At 68.2% G+C, this 16,915-nt stretch carries 16 protein-coding genes, 2 tRNA genes and 1 rRNA gene; 9 read left to right on the top strand and 10 right to left on the bottom strand.

Annotated features, from left to right (window positions below):
* A 16S ribosomal RNA gene (locus ABGB14_RS26135) occupies positions 1 to 109 on the bottom strand; the annotation flags it as partial.
* 582 nt (positions 110 to 691) lie between these two features.
* Between ABGB14_RS26135 and ABGB14_RS26130 the strand changes: the two genes are divergently transcribed.
* From ABGB14_RS26130 to ABGB14_RS26120, 3 genes are all read left to right on the top strand, one after another.
* Positions 692 to 1,093 carry a hypothetical protein gene (locus ABGB14_RS26130; RefSeq protein WP_347646453.1) on the top strand — a complete coding sequence of 134 codons (402 nt, stop codon included), beginning with the start codon at positions 692 to 694 and terminating at the stop codon, positions 1,091 to 1,093.
* Positions 1,094 to 1,167: 74 nt separating this feature from the next.
* Complete coding sequence (locus ABGB14_RS26125) at positions 1,168 to 1,356, top strand: hypothetical protein (RefSeq protein WP_347646452.1); 189 nt, start codon at positions 1,168 to 1,170, stop codon at positions 1,354 to 1,356.
* A 5-nt stretch (positions 1,357 to 1,361) separates the two neighbouring features.
* A complete protein-coding gene (locus ABGB14_RS26120; RefSeq protein WP_347646451.1) occupies positions 1,362 to 1,598 on the top strand; it encodes a hypothetical protein in 237 nt (78 codons plus the stop codon).
* Positions 1,599 to 2,038: 440 nt separating this feature from the next.
* Here ABGB14_RS26120 and ABGB14_RS26115 read toward each other — a convergent pair.
* The 6 genes from ABGB14_RS26115 to ABGB14_RS26090 form a co-directional block, all read right to left on the bottom strand.
* Positions 2,039 to 2,115: transfer RNA gene (locus ABGB14_RS26115), tRNA-Met, on the bottom strand.
* Positions 2,116 to 2,222: 107 nt separating this feature from the next.
* Positions 2,223 to 2,299, bottom strand: a tRNA-Met gene (locus tag ABGB14_RS26110).
* 54 nt (positions 2,300 to 2,353) lie between these two features.
* Complete coding sequence (locus ABGB14_RS26105; RefSeq protein WP_347646449.1) at positions 2,354 to 5,317, bottom strand: UPF0182 family protein; 2,964 nt, start codon at positions 5,315 to 5,317, stop codon at positions 2,354 to 2,356.
* A 128-nt stretch (positions 5,318 to 5,445) separates the two neighbouring features.
* Positions 5,446 to 6,492 (bottom strand): PDZ domain-containing protein, encoded by a 1,047-nt coding sequence (locus tag ABGB14_RS26100; protein ID WP_347646448.1) that lies wholly within the window; start codon positions 6,490 to 6,492, stop codon positions 5,446 to 5,448.
* A gap of 10 nt (positions 6,493 to 6,502) precedes the next feature.
* Positions 6,503 to 6,928 (bottom strand): molybdenum cofactor biosynthesis protein MoaE, encoded by a 426-nt coding sequence (locus ABGB14_RS26095; protein WP_347646447.1) that lies wholly within the window; start codon positions 6,926 to 6,928, stop codon positions 6,503 to 6,505.
* Positions 6,929 to 7,033: 105 nt separating this feature from the next.
* Positions 7,034 to 8,107, bottom strand: coding sequence for an NAD-dependent epimerase/dehydratase family protein (locus ABGB14_RS26090; RefSeq protein ID WP_347646469.1), 1,074 nt, complete (start codon positions 8,105 to 8,107; stop codon positions 7,034 to 7,036).
* 130 nt (positions 8,108 to 8,237) lie between these two features.
* Between ABGB14_RS26090 and ABGB14_RS26085 the strand changes: the two genes are divergently transcribed.
* Genes ABGB14_RS26085 through ABGB14_RS26075 form a run of 3 tightly spaced genes read left to right on the top strand, consistent with a single transcriptional unit; the run spans position 8,238 to position 11,019 of the window.
* On the top strand, positions 8,238 to 9,449 hold the full coding sequence (locus ABGB14_RS26085) for a zinc-dependent metalloprotease (RefSeq protein ID WP_347646467.1): 1,212 nt from the start codon (positions 8,238 to 8,240) through the stop codon (positions 9,447 to 9,449).
* Positions 9,446 to 10,000 carry an NUDIX domain-containing protein gene (locus tag ABGB14_RS26080; protein ID WP_347623144.1) on the top strand — a complete coding sequence of 185 codons (555 nt, stop codon included), beginning with the start codon at positions 9,446 to 9,448 and terminating at the stop codon, positions 9,998 to 10,000. The genes ABGB14_RS26085 and ABGB14_RS26080 overlap by 4 nt, the downstream gene beginning before the upstream one ends.
* 32 nt (positions 10,001 to 10,032) lie before the next feature.
* Positions 10,033 to 11,019: an endonuclease/exonuclease/phosphatase family protein gene (locus tag ABGB14_RS26075; protein WP_347646446.1), complete on the top strand. Its 987-nt coding sequence runs from the start codon at positions 10,033 to 10,035 to the stop codon at positions 11,017 to 11,019.
* A 1-nt stretch (position 11,020) separates the two neighbouring features.
* Here ABGB14_RS26075 and ABGB14_RS26070 read toward each other — a convergent pair whose 3' ends face one another.
* The 3 genes from ABGB14_RS26070 to ABGB14_RS26060 all read right to left on the bottom strand — a co-directional run bounded on the left by ABGB14_RS26070 (position 11,021) and on the right by ABGB14_RS26060 (position 12,967).
* Positions 11,021 to 11,605, bottom strand: a complete 585-nt coding sequence (locus tag ABGB14_RS26070; protein ID WP_347646445.1) for a hypothetical protein — start codon at positions 11,603 to 11,605, stop codon at positions 11,021 to 11,023.
* The gene (locus ABGB14_RS26065) at positions 11,602 to 12,117 is read right to left on the bottom strand and encodes a M48 family metallopeptidase (RefSeq protein ID WP_347623147.1); all 516 of its coding nucleotides are present in this window, start codon (positions 12,115 to 12,117) and stop codon (positions 11,602 to 11,604) included. Before ABGB14_RS26065 ends, ABGB14_RS26070 begins: the two co-directional genes overlap by 4 nt.
* A 67-nt stretch (positions 12,118 to 12,184) precedes the next feature.
* Positions 12,185 to 12,967, bottom strand: a complete 783-nt coding sequence (locus ABGB14_RS26060) for an enoyl-CoA hydratase-related protein (protein WP_347646444.1) — start codon at positions 12,965 to 12,967, stop codon at positions 12,185 to 12,187.
* A gap of 211 nt (positions 12,968 to 13,178) precedes the next feature.
* Between ABGB14_RS26060 and ABGB14_RS26055 the strand changes: the two genes are divergently transcribed.
* The 3 genes from ABGB14_RS26055 (at position 13,179) to ABGB14_RS26045 (ending at position 16,623) form a co-directional block, all read left to right on the top strand.
* The gene (locus ABGB14_RS26055) at positions 13,179 to 14,729 is read left to right on the top strand and encodes a hypothetical protein (protein WP_347646443.1); all 1,551 of its coding nucleotides are present in this window, start codon (positions 13,179 to 13,181) and stop codon (positions 14,727 to 14,729) included.
* A 71-nt stretch (positions 14,730 to 14,800) separates the two neighbouring features.
* On the top strand, positions 14,801 to 16,135 hold the full coding sequence (locus ABGB14_RS26050) for an AarF/UbiB family protein (RefSeq protein ID WP_347646442.1): 1,335 nt from the start codon (positions 14,801 to 14,803) through the stop codon (positions 16,133 to 16,135).
* A 278-nt stretch (positions 16,136 to 16,413) separates the two neighbouring features.
* Positions 16,414 to 16,623, top strand: a complete 210-nt coding sequence (locus ABGB14_RS26045; protein WP_347646441.1) for a hypothetical protein — start codon at positions 16,414 to 16,416, stop codon at positions 16,621 to 16,623.
* Positions 16,624 to 16,915 lie beyond the last annotated feature (292 nt).

Below are 16,915 nucleotides of genomic sequence, written 5' to 3'. Positions count from 1 at the left end.
TACTCACCCGTTCGCCGCTCGAGTACCCCGAAGGGCCTTTCCGCTCGACTTGCATGTGTTAAGCACGCCGCCAGCGTTCGTCCTGAGCCAGGATCAAACTCTCCAAAAAAGGTCTGAACCCAACTAACAAAAAGGAATCCATCAACCGACAAACGTCGATCAACGGGGTTGTGCATCATGCACTGGCTTTTAACACACTGTTGAGTTCTCAAGAAACGCACGCGTCCATCCTCACCAAAACCCCGAACCCAGGATCCTCGCTCAGAGGCGTTCATTTCGTTGTGTCTTAACTCTTTCAGCCGTTCAAGCCCCTGTCAAATTGACCGGACCTGCACAACCTGCGGGAATTAAGCGCCGCCCCCTTTCGGAGACAACCCCTCTAACTTACCAGCCCGTCCGAACCGGTGCGAAACCATGACGGACGACCATGAAGGTAGTGGGATTTGCCGGGCTTCTCCGCGGCTCCGAGGAACCTCCGGACCGCCCTGCGCGAAGCAACTCTAGCAGCCTGTGGCACCTGCTTCGGCCCACTCAGGTAATCAGGAGGTTCTTCCCTCGCCAGCGGACGCCCAAACCTTGCCGATGAACTCCCCTTGGCGGCCCCGCGGCGCAAGTCGACGGCAAGCCATCCGCAATCGCCCGCCGCTACGAATGTACCCACGAGCAGACTGCGCTCTCGGAGGTGCCCGCCATGACCCGCTCGGAGTTCGACGACATCCGCGCCTTCCTCGCCGACGAGACGACCCAGGCCGGAGACCTGCTGAGCATCGCCAGGATGCTGATCGACGATCTCGAGCACTCCCGCATGCGCGAGGCCGTTCTACGCACCCACTACCTGCGCCTGCTGACGTCCGCACGGGCGACTGCGGCTGCCGACGCCGCGCACGCGCCGGATCCCATGGCGTTCCTCAAGCACGAGCTGGCTGAACACGGCCAGTTGCCCCAGGGCGAGGAGACCGTGCAACGCGTCCTTGCCGACGCCACCACGGCGGCCGCGTTGCTCGCGTGCTTGGAGGAGTCGCCTCAGCGGCCCCATCGTCGCGGCGTGCGCCTGCGACGCTGCGTCAGCACGGGCAGGACGCTCCCCCGCTGAAGGGCCCGGCGCGGTGACCCGATGACGACTCCCGGCATACCCGCCGTTGGCGGACCGGCTGCGAGACTTCACATATGTGGCAGCGAGGGCTGAACTGGGCAGCAATCCTCCTCGTCGGGATATTCGGCTTGATGTGGGTCGGCATCGTTGTTTACGCCGATCACTTCTCGTCCCTGTGGATGCGCATCGTGCAGGTCGTCTTCGGGCTCCTGCTCCTCGGCTGGGCCGTGCAGAAGGCGATCCAAATGATCGATAAGGCCTGAGCGCCATGGACGACAACCTCTACGAGATCGGCCGGGACATGGGGGACGACCTCCAGCTGTCGATCATCGACATGTACCGGGACCGGCTGCCCTATCTGCACCGCATCGCCGAGATCGACGACGAGGTCTCACGGGGCATCTCGCGTTGGGTTCGCGAGGAGGACCTCCGGGACTCCGACACGTACGTGAACCCGCTCGACGAGCCGGACGCCTACGCGGAAGCGGACGGCTGGAACCGGTGACCGCGCGACCGGCTCAAGGCTGGTATGGCGGCGCCACGTCCCACCCCATCTCGGCACGGGCGCCAGCGGCGGAGGCTCCGCGCCCGGCTGGGAGTTCTGTACGGCCAGCCGGGTGCCCCACTCGATGTAGCCGGCGAACGCCGCCCTGAACTCCGGATCGTCCGGCAACCCCACCTCGTCGGCCGAGTCCATGAGCAGGCTGACCCACCTGCGGCGTTGCGGCTCTGTGATCGCCCTGCCCAGGTGGTGGCGGAGCATGTTGGGGTATCCACCGCGTTCTCCGCCGGCCCATTCGCAGATCGTAGGAACTGCCTCATCCGACATGTAATCATGTAAGCGCGGCTGTGGACCACGGGACAAGGCAGGCCGTGAATACCAGTTATCGGTGAAACGGAAAAAGTCCCCGGCCACCGGGTGATCCGGTGACCGGGGACTTTCCTTGGTAGCGGGGACAGGATTTGAACCTGCGACCTCTGGGTTATGAGCCCAGCGAGCTACCGAACTGCTCCACCCCGCGTCGGTGTGTTGCTGACAACTATACAGCCTTCAGAGGAGTGCCCGTGACGGTCATACTCTGAAACGATCAGAGGCTCGGATCCGTTTCCGAATCCCGAGCCTCTGGCCTGGTAGCGGGGACAGGATTTGAACCTGCGACCTCTGGGTTATGAGCCCAGCGAGCTACCGAACTGCTCCACCCCGCGTCGTCTTGCTTTGTAAGCGTATCGGCGGCGCGGGGTGGGCGCAAATTGATTGCGCTAAGAGGTGCCTCCCGCCTGTGATCCGGTGGGTGACGGCGCGACTGACGGTGGTGCGGAGGCCGGCGGCGAGCTTGTGCCTGTCGGCGTCGCAGACGGCGTGGCCGAGGGTGATGGGCTCGGTGTGCCCGTGGGCGCCGGCTCCTGCTTGTTGGCCCCTTCCAGCGTCTTCAGGGCCTCCTCCAGCCGCTTCTGCGCGTCGCCGTAGGCGTCCCAGTCGGGCGGGCTCGCCTGCAGGGCCTTCTGCGCGTCGTCGTACGCCTTCTTCGCGTTGGCTATCGCCGAATTGAGCGCGGTGTTGGCCTCATTGGGCTGGGTCTGTTGCTCGTTCTGCTGGGGTTGTTGCTGTTGCTCGCCGCCGAAGACCTCTTGCAGCGCCTCCTCCAGTGTGCGAGCCACACCGATCTTGGAGCCGAACGACACCAGGATGCGCTGCAGGATCGGATAGGGCTCCTGACCGCCACCCGCGGCCACCTGGATGTAGACCGGTTCGACGTAGACCAGGCCGCCCGCGTACGGGAGCGTCAGCAGGTTGCCGTAACGCACCGACGACGCACCGACGCCCAGCAGGTTGAGCTCACCTGCGAAGCGGCTCTGGAAGGCGTTCTGTGCCTGGCCGGGGCCCGGAATGGGCGTGCTGGACGGCATGCGGAGGATGCGCATCCGGCCGTAGCCGGAGCCGGACGACGAGTCGACCGCCATGAACGCCGCCAGGTTGGGCCCCTGCCGTGGAACGAAGGTCGTCGTCAGCGAGAACGTCGGCGTGCCGCCCGGCATCGTGGTGGTCAGGTAGTAGGGCGGCTGCTTGACGTTCTGCTCGCCCTGCGTCGGGTCGTTGGGGACGTTCCAGAAGTCCTGGCCGCTGTAGAAGGCGGCAGGGTCGGTGATGTGGTAGCGCGAGAGCGTGTAGCGCTGCACCTTGAACAGGTCTTCCGGGTAGCGCACGTGGCTGCGCAGGTCGGCGCTCATCTCCGAGGCCGGGCTGATGACGCCGGGGAAGGCGTTGCTCCAGGTCTTGAGCACCGGGTCGTTGTTGTCCCAGGCGTAGAGCTTGACCGTGCCGTCGTAGGCGTCGACCGTGGCCTTGACGGAGTTGCGGATGTAGTTGATCTGGTCACGCGGCTGCTGGGCGATGACGCGACGGTCGGTGGACGTGTCGCGCGTCATGTCGCCGAGGCTCTCGCTCTGCGAGTAGGGGTAGTCGTCGGACGTCGTGTAGCCGTCGAGGATCCAGGTGACACGCCCGTCGATGATCGCCGGGTAGGGGTTGCCGTCGAGCGTGAGGAACGGCGCGACCTGCTGGACCCTGTCACGCGGGTGACGGACGTAGAGGATCTTGGAGTTGTCGTTGATGTCGCCTGACAGCAGGATGTTCGCCTCGCTGTACTTGGCGGCGTAGAGGAGCCGGTTGATGAACGAGCCGACGGGCACTCCGCCCTTGCCGGTGTAGGTGGTGTTCTTCTGGCCCGTGCCGCCCGTCTCCGGGTAGTCGAGCTCCTGCGGGTTGTTGGGGTTGCCGCCGGCGATGACGTATTCGGAGGACGAGGGGTCCTCGCCGAAGTAGATGCGCGATTCCTTGAGCTTGGCGCTGTTCACCAGCGGGCCCGTGACCGGCATGTCCTTGGCGTCGTAGGCGGGCAAGCCGCTGGAGTCGACCTGGTTGCCGGGCGCGGCGACGAAGCCGTAGCCGTGGGTGTAGACCAGGGCCCGGTTGATCCAGTTGTTCTGGTCTTGGGGCGGGCTGGTCAGCTCGCGCACGCCGACGATGTGGTCGGTCAGCTTGCCCGTGTTGTCGGGATAGCGGTCGACGTCGAGCGTGTCGGCGAAGCTGTAGAAGCCGCGGATGCGCTGGGTCTGCTCGTACGTCGAGGACACGAGCGCCGGATCGAGCAGCCGGACGCCGGAGACGGACGCGTCGCCGTTGGATTCGACCTTGGCCGGGTCTGCCTGCGCGTTGTAGGTCTCGACCTCGGTCTTGTCGACGTTGTACGCCTCCCGCGTGGCCTGGATGTTGCGCTGGATGTAAGGGGATTCCTTGCCCTGCTGGTTGGGCTTGACCTGGAACTGCTCGACCAGCGCCGGGTAGACGCCGCCGATCAGGATGGCCGAGAGCACGAGCAGGCCCGCGGAGACCCCGGGCAGCATGCCGCCCGGCCGGAACACACCGGCGAAGAACAGGGCGGCACAGATCAGGGCGATGATCGCGAGGATGGTCTTGGCCGGCAGGACGGCGTTGACGTCGGTGTAGGAGGCGCCGTGCACGAATCCGCGGTCAGAGAAGACCAGGCCGTAGCGGTCGACGAAGTAGGCGACGGCCTTGAGCAGCAGGAAGACGCCCAGCAGCACGGACAGGTGCGTGCGGGCGGCCCTGGAGGCGTGGACGCCCGGCGACTGCAGGCGGAACCCGCCGTAGAGGTAGTGGGTGATCGCCGCGAGGATGATGGAGATGATCACCGCGGTGAACAGGAAGTTCAGCGCCATCCGGATGAACGGATAGTCGAACATGAAGAACGAGATGTCCATCCGGAACAGCGGGTCCTGCTTGCCGAACGCCTCGCCGTTGATGAACTTCAGCCACGTCTGCCACTGGCCGGCGAACGAGGAGCCGGAGAAGAGCGCGAGCAGCGCCATGCCGACGATGAAGATGAGCTTGCGGTGGGGGTCGAGCGCCATGCGGTAGCGGTCTGCGCCGCTGCTCCCGCCGAACACCGCGGGCCCGAACATCGGCCGCATCCGGAAGGCCAGCAGCATGTTGCCGCCGGCGATGCCGACCATCAGCGCCGCTCCGACCAGGAACAGCACGATCTGGGTCAGCAGGACGGTGGTGAAGACCGACGTGTAGTTCGTCGCGTCGAACCACAGGTAGTCGGTGTAAAAACCAGAGAAGAGAAAGAACAGGGCAACGATCACCACAAGGGCGATCGCCACCGGCAGAAGCAGTCGCGGTCGGCGGGGCAAGCGCATCGCCCTGCCGGCTCCTGGGGTCCGGAAGCTCAAGGCCAACCCCTCGTCGTCATGAAAATCGGTCCGTGTCTGGCAACCTACACCGCGGTGCCAGCCCTAGGGCTAACGCATGGGCCTTGCCGAAAGTTTCATCCAGCGTCACAAGCGGGCACGTTGCCCTTGCCCGTGCGCAGCGCGTCCAGCGCCAGCACCGCGTTGTGCAGCGTGTCGGCCTTGACCAGCCGGAGCCCGTCAGGGACGGCTTTCATGGCCTCGGCGCAGTTGTCGGCGGGCGTCAGGAAGACGGTGGCGCCCGCTTCCTTCGCCCCGACCATCTTCTGGGCGATGCCGCCGATCGCCCCGACCTCGCCCGTCGGCTGGATGGTGCCGGTGCCGGCGATCCGCTTGCCCCCGGTGAGCTCGCCAGGCGTGAGCTTGTCGAGTATGCCGAGCGAGAACATCAGCCCGGCACTGGGTCCGCCGACGTCGCCCACGTTGATGTCGACGTCGAACGGGAACTTGTACGTGGCCTGCATCAGCACGCCCACCAGGGTCTGCCCCTCGGGACCCGCGATCGTCGGCACGGTGACGTCGAGCTTCGTCCCGCCCCTGGTGACGTTGAAGACGACGCTCTGGCCCGGCTTGTGTGCCTTGACCGCGTCGCCCACGACATCGACGTTTTCCGCCGGCTTGCCGTCGACGGAGTTGATCTCGTCGCCCTTGCGCAGCTTGCCTTCGGCGGGCTTGCCCTTCTCCGTGGACACGACCGACACGACCATGTTGTAAGGGATCTTGAGCTCGTTGAGCGCGGCGGCCGTGGCCGAGTCCTGGGAGTTGGACATCTCGACCGTGTTTTCCTCCTCGACCTCCTTGGGATCACGGTCGGGAGCGAAGATGGTCTCCTGCGGGACCACCGCGACGGTCGGATCGATCCAGCCGCGCAACGCGGTCAGCAGGTCGATCTGGGCGGCAGGGCCACCTTGATAGGCGACCGTGACCAGGCTCAGCGCGCCCTTGGTGGGATAGGTCTGCCGGCCCTTGATCGAGATCACGGGCTTCTTGTCGACCTCGCCGATGGTGTTCTCCGTCGGGCCGGGGCTGAGCACGACGTAGGGGACCTTCTGGAGCGCGCCCACCACGCCGAGAGCGAGCACGAGAAACCCCGACAGCAGCAGGGTCAGGGCGCGTCGTGACATGGTGGAAAGCCTATTCGCCGGCACCGACCCATTCGGCCTCGCCGTCGGCGAATGACTGGTGTTTCCAGATCGGGACGTGCGCCTTGAGCTCGTCGATCAGCCGGCGCGAGGCCCTGAACGCCTCGTCACGATGCGGCGCGGACACCGCGACGATCACGGCCGTGTCGCCCAGCGCCAGGTCGCCCACGCGGTGGACGGCGGCCAGCGCCGTCACGGGGAAGTCGGCGGCCACTTTCTCGGCCACCTGCCGCAACTCGGCCTCGGCTGAGGGGTGCGCCGAATAGGAGAGCCGCACCACCGGCTTTCCCTGGTCCTGCTCGCGGACGGTGCCCACGAAGATCGTGGTGCCGCCGGCGGCGTGGTCGCCCACGGCGGCCAGCACCTCGTCCACGGACAGCGGGGTCTCACGAATGCCGAGCAACCGGATGACGTCCACGGAAAGAGAATACCAACAAGAAATCTGCCCGCCGGGCTGCCGCTCTAATGTCGTGCCTGGTCAGGGGCGTTGCAGCAGATCACCTGGGAGTTTTCGCACCGGCCCTCACTGCCGCCTCTTCTTCCGCACCTGGCGGACGATCGCGGCGGTGCCGATCACGGCGACGGTGGCGCCGGCGGCGGTGAGCGTCGCCTCCTTGACGGGCAGGCGCCTGCCGACCACGGTCGTCCTGTTCTCGCGCAGCTCCAGGAGCTGCTCGAACGCCGCCTCGTTGGTCCACGCCGGTTTCCAGCCCGCCTCGCGCAGCGCCGTGCAGTCGACCACCCACGGGTAGACGACGTAGTGCAGGTCGGTCGCGGGCGCCGGGGTGATGCCGAGCCGGTGCAGGCGCTGCGCCGTGCCGAACGTCAGCCCCGCGGGCAGCTCGAACCTGCGGATGCCGGACATCTCCTCGACCTGCTCCTGCTCCATCCACCCGTCGCACCCGACCGCCACCACGCCCGTGACGGCTCCGCGCGCCGCCAGCTCCAGCGCCGAGAGCAGGTCGTCGATGTGGCAGAACTGCCAGTGAGGGTTGCAGCCCTTCACGGTCAGCAGCCTGGGCGACTCGAAGTGGCGGGTGATCACCGTGTCGACGCCGGGGCCGACCACCGCGGCCGGGCGCAGCACGGTCACCTCGAGGCCGGGATGGCTGCGCAGCGACCTGCGTACGAGCGACTCGATCTCCAGGAAGTCGCCGACGACGCCGGTGTCGGGCTCTGCCGTGACCGGGGCGTCCTCGGGCAGGGGCACCTCGTTGTCGGGCGCGGCGCCGTACACCATCGCGCTCGTGACCAGCACCACGCGGCGGACGCGCGCCGCGGCGCAGGCCGTCAGCACGGTCTGGGCGGCTCGCAGGTTGTAGGCGCGCCGCTCGCCGGGGTCGGAGTCGACGGTGTAGTCGCCGGCCAGATGAACGAGGACGTCGATGTCGGAGATCCGGTTCGCCAAGAGCGGATCTCGTACGTCGAGCACTCTCCAGGTGGCCTCGCCGACGTCGCCGCGCTGCTCGTCAATGGCCACCACCCTGCGGAAATCCGCAGCGGATACGAGCCTCGCGAGCAGCTCGCGGCCGAGGCCGGAGGCCGCACCGGTGACGGCTACGACGGGTTGACGCGGGCGTTTCGAGGTAGGCACCAGGTCCTCACTTTGCACTGATCCGCCGTAGGACGACTAACGTGGCGGATGTGGACTCCTCCATCCTGCACGAGGTAGAGCGGTGACTGACCTGCCAGGTCGCGAAAACGACCCTAACGAGAACCCGTTCGCCATGTTCGGCAACCCTGAGCAGATGGCTCAGGCGATGCGCCAGTTCGCCGACATGTTGTCGGCGCCGCAGGGTTCAGGCCCTGTCAACTGGGACATGGCCAAGAACATCGCCCGGCACTCCGTGGCCGCCGAGGGCGATCCGAGCGTCATGGAAGGCGAGCGCCGTCAGATCGTCGAGGCGCTCAGCCTGGCCGACCTGTGGCTGAACGAAGCGACGACGCTGCCCAGCGGCGTGTCCAATCCGCAGGCCTGGAGCCGGTCCGAGTGGATCGAGAACACGGTCCCGATATGGCGAAAGCTTTGCGAGCCCATCGCCGAACGCATGGTCGAGACCATGGGCGGCGCGCTCGGAGGCTCGGGGCTGCCGCCCGAGGCCCAGCAGATGGCCGGGCCGCTGATGGGCATGCTCAAGCAGATGGGCGGCATGATGGTCGGCCAGCAGATCGGGCAGGCGATCGGCTCGCTGGCCCGCGAGGTGGTCGGCACCACGGACATCGGGTTGCCCCTGTCCGACACGGCCGCGCTGCTGCCCGGCGGCATCGCGTCGTTCAGCGAGGGCCTCGAGGTGCCGTCCGACGAGATCAGGCTCTACCTGGCTCTGCGTGAGGCCGCGCACCACCGGCTGTTCCAGCATGTTCCGTGGCTGCGCTCGCACCTGCTCGGCGCGGTCGAGGAATACGCCAGGGGCATCACCGTCGACACCTCTGCCCTCGAAGAGCAGATCCGCGGTCTCGACATCAACAACCCCGAGGCCATCCAGGAGGCGCTCAGCGGGGGCAACCTGCTCAAGCCCGAGGAGACCGAGCGGCAGAAGGCCGCCCTGGCCCGGCTGGAGACCATGCTCGCCCTGGTGGAGGGCTGGGTGGCCACCGTGGTCGACCAGGCCGCCCAGGGCAAGCTGCCCTCCGCCGTGGCCCTGGCGGAGACCGTGCGCAGGCGGCGCGCCACCGGCGGTCCCGCCGAGCTCACGTTCGGCACCCTGGTGGGGCTGGAGCTGCGGCCCAGGCGCCTGCGCGAGGCGGCCGCGCTGTGGCGCGCGCTGGAGAGCGAGCGGGGGGTCGACGGGCGCGACGGTCTGTGGTCACACCCCGATCTGATGCCGACGGCCGACGATCTCGAAGACCCCGAGGCGTTCGTACGCGGTGAGCAGGCCTGGGACATCTCCCAGCTGGAGGCCAAGCCGGACGACGAGGGCGAGGGCGACAAGAGTTGAGCCTGCACCGCGACGCCGTGGCGGTGCTGTCCGGCTGGACGGCGCCCACGCCCGAGGAAGAGGCGCTGCGTACGGAGTTCCTCGAGCACCTTCGCACCCACGACGACGCGATGACGCGTGCCTGCGTGCCGGGGCATCTGACGGCGACGACGGCCGTGCTGTCGCACGACGGCTCCCAGGTGCTGCTCACCCTGCATCCGAAGGCCAAGATGTGGCTGCCGATGGGTGGCCACTGTGAGATCTCCGACATGTCGCTCGCGGACGTGGCGCTGCGGGAGGCATGGGAGGAGTCGGGGATCTCCGGACTCGAGTTGCTGCCGGGGCCGCTCGCCGTCGACAAGCACGTCGTGTGGTGCCATCCGCCGCACAGCTGGCATCTCGACGTCGAATACGCCGCCGTGGCGCCCGAAGGGGCAGAGGCCGTGATCAGCGAGGAGTCGCTCGACCTGCGCTGGTTCCCTGTCGACGAGATCCCCGAGCTGTCCGACGAGGCGACGCGGCGACTGGCCGCGCGCGGACGGGACGCGCTCGGCTCGCGAGCACTTGGCTAGAGTCCTCTTGGGTCGTTCCAAAGGGGGCTTGCGTGGAGACTTCCGCCGTCGGCGGCACGATCGTGGTGCCGGACCGTAAACGACGCAGATTTCCGGCGACGGCGTTCACCTGGCTGGCCGTGACCCCGTTCGCCGCCTGGGCCGTCGCCCGGGTGGCCGGGCTGGAGCGCGGGTCGCTGCCCACACAGCTCATGACCGCGACCCCGTACGCGGCGGCGGGCTCGCTGATCCCGCTGCTGATCGCCGCGGTCGGGCGCAAGCGAGCCGCGACCGCCGTCGCGCTGCTCGCCACGACCGCGCTCGGTTTCAGCGTGCTGCCGAGGGCGCTGGGCACCGCGGACGCCACGGCGGGCCGGCCGCTCAAGGTCATGACGATCAACATGTTGTTCGGCAGGGCCGACGTGGCGACGATCATGCGGCTCGTACGCGAGTTCGAGCCGGACGTGCTGAGCACGCAGGAGCTGACCCCTGGGGTCATCTCCGATCTGGACGCGGCCGGGCTCAAGGAGATCATGCCGCACCGGGTGCTGGAAGCCGAGTGGAGCGCCGGGGGGAGCGGGCTCTACTCCAAGCACCCGATGCGTGAACTGCCCGACGTGATGCCGGAGATCGGGCACCGCATGCCGGCCGCGCTGGTCTCGCTGCCCGGCGGGCCGCCGATCGAGTTCGTCGACGCGCATCCCTATCCGCCCCTTGGCCGCAACTACGCCGACTGGCACGAGGCGTTGGAGGCGTTTCCCTCCGCATCGCCCGAGCGGGTGCGGATCCTCGCCGGCGACTTCAACGCCTCGCTCGACCACGCGCCCATGCGCTCGTTGCTGGCACGCGGCTACAAGGACGCGGCCGACCAGGTGGGGGCCGGGCTGATCCCCACGTGGCCGGCCAACAAGCGGGTGCCGCCGATCATCACCATCGATCACGTGCTGGTCGACCAGCGGGTCGGGGTCAAGGAGGTCAGCGTGCACGACGTGCCGGGCACCGACCATCGTGCCCTGCTGGCCGAGCTCACCGTCCCCTGAGTCAGCGCGCGGAGATCAGAGCTCGCGTGTTGTCCCAGCCTTCGAGGCCGGGGTCGAGGCGTTCGACGTCGCCGCGGGTGCGCAGGCGGTGCCAGCCGGGGGTGGTGGCGACCCTGCGCGGCCCTGGAGCCCGGGCGCGCAACGTGGCCACCACGTCGGCGTCGTCGAGGTCGGGGTCGGCCCAGCCGGGTGCGGGAAGCGCGCAGGCCAGTGCCACGGCTCCGCCGCGCTCCGCTGGGCAGATCGTGATCTCGGACCTGCCCAGCTCCCTGAACAACTTTCCGACCAGCAGCGGAGGAAGATCGGGGGCGTCCGCGGCGATCACGGCGGCCTGGTCGGCGTCCAGGCGGGCGAGGATGCTCTTCAACGGCTCGTCCTCGTCGACCACGATGACCTGGGTGCCCGGCCAGACGATCGCGTCGAGCTCGGGCACGCTGGTGATCAGGACCGGGGTGACGAGCTCCAGCCCGGCGACCATCTCGTAGGTGTCTTCGGCCACCGCCTCGAGGAACACCGCCGGGTCGACGCCCGGGGGCGCCGCCTGCGACATGCGCCGTCGTGCCAGGACCGCGGCTATGCGCGTCAACACTCCTCCGGTGCCGTGTGGGCCGCGGCGGAGAATCCCTCGAGGAACCCGCGCGCCCGCTCCGCCTTCGGATACTGTTCTACCAGCGCCCAGAACTTGGGGCCGTGGCTGGGCACCAGCAGGTGCACCAGCTCGTGGATGATCACATAGTTGATGACCCATTCCGGCAGGCCCTTGAGCCGCGTCGAGATCCTGATCGTGCCGTTCTCCGGGGTGCACGAGCCCCATCGGTGCTGCTGGTTGTCGACCCAGCGCACGCTCACGGGGTCGGGCTTGCCGTCGAGATATCTGGCCGACAGCTCCTTGGCCCGTTCGAGGAGAGCCTCGTCCGTCGGCCGTCGCCGCCGCTCTTTCGCGGCCAGCCGATCCAGCATCCGGCTCACCCATTCATCCGCGTCTTCGCCGCTCAGCCAGGCGGGCAGGAGCACGATCGTCTTGTCACCGTCGCGGTAGGCGGAGACCGTACGCCTGCGACGAGAACTGCGACGAACCTCGACTGTCTCGGGGGGCACATATGCACGGTAGCCGAGACTGACGAAATTCCACAGAGGGTGGACGTTGTTTCTGCTGGTCAGATGATTAAGAGCCGGTGAATTTGGGCACACGCCTTTCCCGATGCGCGGCCAGCCCTTCGATCATGTCGGACGATGCCATGGTCACCGGCTGTGCCAGGGACTCCCACCTCAGCGCGGCTTCCAGGTCCTGATGGTCTTGGTTCAGGGCCACTTTCGTGAGTCTTGTGGCTATGGGTGCGTTCTTCGCGATCTTCCCGGCTATGGACCGTACTTCCGACATAAGGTCATCTTTCGGGAAAGATTCATTTACTAGTCCTTTAACCGCCGCTTCCGCACCTGTCACCGTACGGCCGGCCAGGAGCATCTCCCGCGCCAGGCCCGTGCCCGCCCTCCTGGGAAGCAGATACGTGGCCGCCATACCTGGATGGAGGCCGAGCGACGTGAACGGGGCCAGCAGTTTGGCGTCGGCGGCGGCGTACACGAGGTCGCAGGCCAGCGCCACGCACAACCCCGCGCCGACGGCGGGGCCGTTGACGGCGGCGATCGTGGGGACCTCGAGCTCCGTGACCATGAGCCAGGTGCGGTAGAAGTCGAGCATGCGGTCGCGCAACAACGGCACCGCCTCCGCGCCGCGATCGCCGATCCAGGACAGGTCGCCGCCGGAGGAGAACGCGGTGCCCGCCCCGGTGATCACGACGCAGCGGGCATCGCGGTCCTTGGCCAGCGACGACATCGTCTCGCGCCATCGGGCGGTCATGGCATCGGTCATGGCGTTGCGCATGTCGGGGCGGTTGAGGGTGATGAGGACGACTCCGTCGTCATGGCGATCAACCAGGAGCTCGGTCATGCCGGGAAGCGTAACCCGGCCCGGCCGTTATGCCACGGGCGTCCCCCGACCCACGCGTCTGCACGCTCAGCCGGGCGGTTCTGGTCCGGGAACGGGCTGAAGCGGGGCGTTGTCCACAGGTGCCCGGCAGGTCCGTGGTTATCCACAGCCACGGAGGAATCCGCACGGAATCCTGCCGACGCGTGCGAGCCTTCCCGCCATGAGGCCACGTGTGAAGCCCGCCCTCCGGCGTATCGTCCGCGACGAGCACACCCTCCAGTTGGGTGTGCATCCCCTCAGGGCCGTCATGCTGAGCGGTCTGACCCGCCCGGTCCGCGCATGGATCGAGAGTCTCGACGGCACCCGCGATCTGGAGCGAGTCCTGCGCGATGCGGGCCGCGCAGGTCTTGAAGAAGACCAAGCCCGTTCCCTGCTCGACCAGCTCACCTCGCAAGGAGCCCTCCACGACGCCTCCGCCGGTCCTGGCGCCCTTCGTGACCTCCCGCTGGCCGAGCGAGACCGTCTGCGGCCGGATCTCGACGCCCTCGATCTGGCATCGACCTCGCCCGAAGGCGGAATCGCCGTGCTGGAGCGGCGCAGGCACAAGCGGGTGCGGGTCTATGGGGCCGGGCGGGTGGGAGCGCAGGTCGTGGCGCTGCTGGCGGGCGCCGGGGTGGGCAACGTCCGGGTGTTCGATCCGGGCGTCGTCCGGCCGGGCGACATCACGCCGGGCGGTCTGACGTGGGCAGAGCTGGGCCTGACTCGCGAGGCCGGCGCGGTCGCGGTCGCCAGAAGGCTCACCTCCGGCGGCCGCACGCCACCCGTCCCCGCGCCCGCTCCACCTCCACAAACGCGCTCCGCCACCGCTCACCGCGGATCGCCGGCCACGACTTCGGGTCAAAGGTCACGCGAAGCCCGTCCAGCCGCGGCTCCCGCGCCCTCCGCCCTCGCGGCGCGGTCACGGCCGGCCGTCCCGTCATCTCCCGCGCCGGGAACGACCCGGCCATCCCGGGCGGTCCCCGATGGCGACAGCCCGCGCCGCCGCGGCCCCGACGGCGGCCGTCCGTCCCAGCCCGATTCCGACCGCGGCCGTCCGTCCCAGCCCGGCCCCGACGCCGAGTCCGACCTTCCGTCCCGGTCTGTGGGAGTCGCTGCGTCCTCGTCCGGTTCTCGGTCTGGTGCGGCGGCGTCCGCGGGCGGGCGTGGGATTCGTCGACCGCCTGCTCGGGACACCGGGCCTCGGCCGGGCAGGGCGGGTTCGCCTGAGGAAGGCGAGTTCACGCCGTCCGTCAACGCTTTGGCCGGAGGGCCGTATCTGGGGGACACCACGGATCGGCCCGACCTCGTCGTCCTGGCGCCGGTCGGCGCGCTCGACGGGGTGCTGGTCAACGAGCTGACCGCGCTGCGCATCCCGCATCTCCTGGCGTCGGCCTTCGAGGGCCATGGCGTCGTCGGTCCGCTGGTCCTGCCCGCAGAGAGCGCGTGCCTGCACTGTCTCGACCTGACCCGGCGCGACCACGACCCGGCTTGGCCTATCGTCACTGCGAGGCTGGGTGGTTATCCGGCCGGCGAGATCGCCTGCGACTCGACGCTGGCTGCCCTGGTCGCAGCCGCGGCGACCGGCCACGCGCTTGCTCATCTCGATGGCCGGGAGTCCGCTGTGACCAACGGCACAATGGACGTAACCCCTGATTGGCGTTGGAAAAGGCGGTCCTGGACCATTCACCCGCAATGTCGTTGTATGCGAAACAATCCTTATTCGCTAAGAATGGTCATGGCATGACAACCGCGACTGACGTGCTCAGGGACGACCACGAAGGGGGGAAGCGGATCTTTCGAGGTTCGCGCATGAGTGTGAGCGATCTTCCACGCCGTGCCGTCACGCGCTCCGCCAAGCTGGCCGCCCTTCCGCTCGGTTTCGCGGGGCGCACCGCCCTGGGGCTGGGCAAACGCCTCGGCGGCAAGTCCGCCGAGATCGTGGCGCAGGAGGTGCAGCAGCGTACTGCCGAGCAGGTTTTCAAGGTCCTGGGCGAGCTCAAGGGCGGAGCGATGAAGCTCGGGCAGGCGCTGTCGATCTTCGAGGCGGCGCTGCCGCAGGAGATCGCCGGCCCCTACCGCGCCACGCTGACCAAACTCCAGGACGCCGCTCCCCCGCTGCCCGCCTCCACGGTTCACACCGTGCTCACGGAACAACTGGGTGACGACTGGCGGCAGCACTTCCTGTCCTTCGACGACCGGCCGACGGCCGCAGCCTCCATCGGCCAGGTGCACAGGGCCGTGTGGCACGACGGCCGCGACGTGGCCGTCAAGATCCAGTATCCAGGGGCGGGCAAGGCGCTGCTCGGCGACTTCGCGCAGCTGGCACGCCTGGGCAAGGTGTTCGGGACGCTGCTGCCCGGCCTCGACATGAAGGCCGTGCTGAGCGAGCTGCGGGAGCGGATCGCCGAGGAGCTCGACTATCTCAGGGAGGCCGAGGCTCAGCACGCGTTCGCGTTGGAGTTCGACGGCGACCCTGATTTCCACGTCCCCGACGTCGTCGCGGCCAACGAGATGGTGCTGGTCAGCGAGTGGATGGACGGCACACCGCTGTCCCGGATCATCACCGAGGGCACCAAGGAGCAGCGCGACCGGGCCGGCCTGCTTCTCGTGCGTTTCCTCTTCTGCTCCCCCGCGCGCGTCGGCATGCTGCACGCCGACCCCCACCCCGGCAACTTCCGCATGCTCGACAACGGCAAGCTCGGCGTTCTCGACTTCGGCGCGGTCAACCGCCTGCCCGACGGCTACCCCAAGTCGTTCGGCCAGCTGACCCGCATCTTCAACCAGGGCGACATGGAGACCGTCATGCGGGGCCTGCGCAAGGAGGGCTTCATCCGCGAGGACATCCAGATCGACCCCGACGCGTTGCGGGCCTTTCTCGCCCCCTATGTCGAGCCGACCGCGGTGGAGGAATTCACGTTCAGCCGGGAGTGGCTGCAGGCCCAGGTCGCCAGCGTCACGGACCTCCGCCCCACCAACGTGGTCCGCCAGCTCAACCTGCCGACGTCGTACGTGCTCATCCACCGGGTCCATGCGGCGGGCGTGGGTGTTCTGTGCCAGTTGGGCGCCACAGCACGCTTCCGCGACGAGGTGATCCGCTGGGTTCCTGGTTTCGCCGACGACCCCGATGACGAGGCCCTGGCCATCGGTTGACCGCGGCCCGTTCCCGTTGGGCTCGACGGCGCCGCCTTCCTGCCGCGACGGACTCTTGCGGCAGGTCGACCAGGATCGATGTGCGCCTGGCCTGGGTCGAACGGGTTCGCTGACTGGACGCAACCTGGCCGGGACCGGGCGGGCGACAGGTCATGGGTCAACGAGGTGCCTGGCCGGGCTCGTCGATGAGAATTCGACGTTCGCTCTACCGCGACTTGACTACTCTATGTAATTATCTGAATGCAGAGAGTCACGATTTTGAACGTGGAAGGACCTCCATGAATAGATCCGCGCGTCTGCCAGCGGTTACCGCCTTCGCGGCGGCGGGCCTGCTCTTCGCCGCCCCCGCTGCGAACGCTGTTGTCGACCCGTCGGCCATCGCCATCTGCCTCGCCTCCAGCGTCGGCGAGCTCACCACCGTGGTCGACCCGTCGGCGCCGGGCGTGCCCGGCGACATCCCCGCCGTTCACTGCCTGACCGGCCCCTGACCAGCGCCGTGCCTTGAGAAGAGGCACGGCAGAGATCGTGGCGAGTGATCCCGCGGCCCCGTCGGATCGCTCGGCGCGCGCGAGGCACGCGACGCCCCGCACCCCTTACCCCGGCGTCCGACACCGTGCCCCGCGATGTGGCAGAGCTGCCCAGCGATGCCGTCCCGCGAGGTCCGACCGTCCGCACGGATCACCGGGAGGCTCTGCTGGGCAGCTCGTCGTTGCGGGGTGAGATCCCTCGCTGGGCCAGGTGAGACCCGTGGGGTAACGTACCCGGGAAAAAGGAAGAGCC

This window comes from Nonomuraea sp. B10E15 (assembly GCF_039871615.1).
Classification (GTDB): Bacteria; Actinomycetota; Actinomycetes; order Streptosporangiales; family Streptosporangiaceae; genus Nonomuraea.
The sequence above is the reverse complement of the archived record's forward strand: the minus strand, read 5'-3'. Positions and strand labels throughout refer to the sequence as shown.

Bases quoted from the DNA above. Each gene is read 5' to 3' on its own strand.
- ABGB14_RS26125 (WP_347646452.1), top strand. From the start codon at position 1,168: ATGTGGCAGCGAGGGCTGAACTGGGCAGCAATCCTCCTCGTCGGGATA.
- ABGB14_RS26085 (WP_347646467.1), top strand. From the start codon at position 8,238: ATGTTCGGCAACCCTGAGCAGATGGCTCAGGCGATGCGCCAGTTCGCC.
- ABGB14_RS26045 (WP_347646441.1), top strand. From the start codon at position 16,414: ATGAATAGATCCGCGCGTCTGCCAGCGGTTACCGCCTTCGCGGCGGCG.
- ABGB14_RS26060 (WP_347646444.1), bottom strand. From the start codon at position 12,967: ATGACCGAGCTCCTGGTTGATCGCCATGACGACGGAGTCGTCCTCATC.
- ABGB14_RS26100 (WP_347646448.1), bottom strand. From the start codon at position 6,492: ATGTCACGACGCGCCCTGACCCTGCTGCTGTCGGGGTTTCTCGTGCTC.
- ABGB14_RS26130 (WP_347646453.1), top strand. From the start codon at position 692: ATGACCCGCTCGGAGTTCGACGACATCCGCGCCTTCCTCGCCGACGAG.
- ABGB14_RS26120 (WP_347646451.1), top strand. From the start codon at position 1,362: ATGGACGACAACCTCTACGAGATCGGCCGGGACATGGGGGACGACCTC.
- ABGB14_RS26105 (WP_347646449.1), bottom strand. From the start codon at position 5,317: ATGCGCTTGCCCCGCCGACCGCGACTGCTTCTGCCGGTGGCGATCGCC.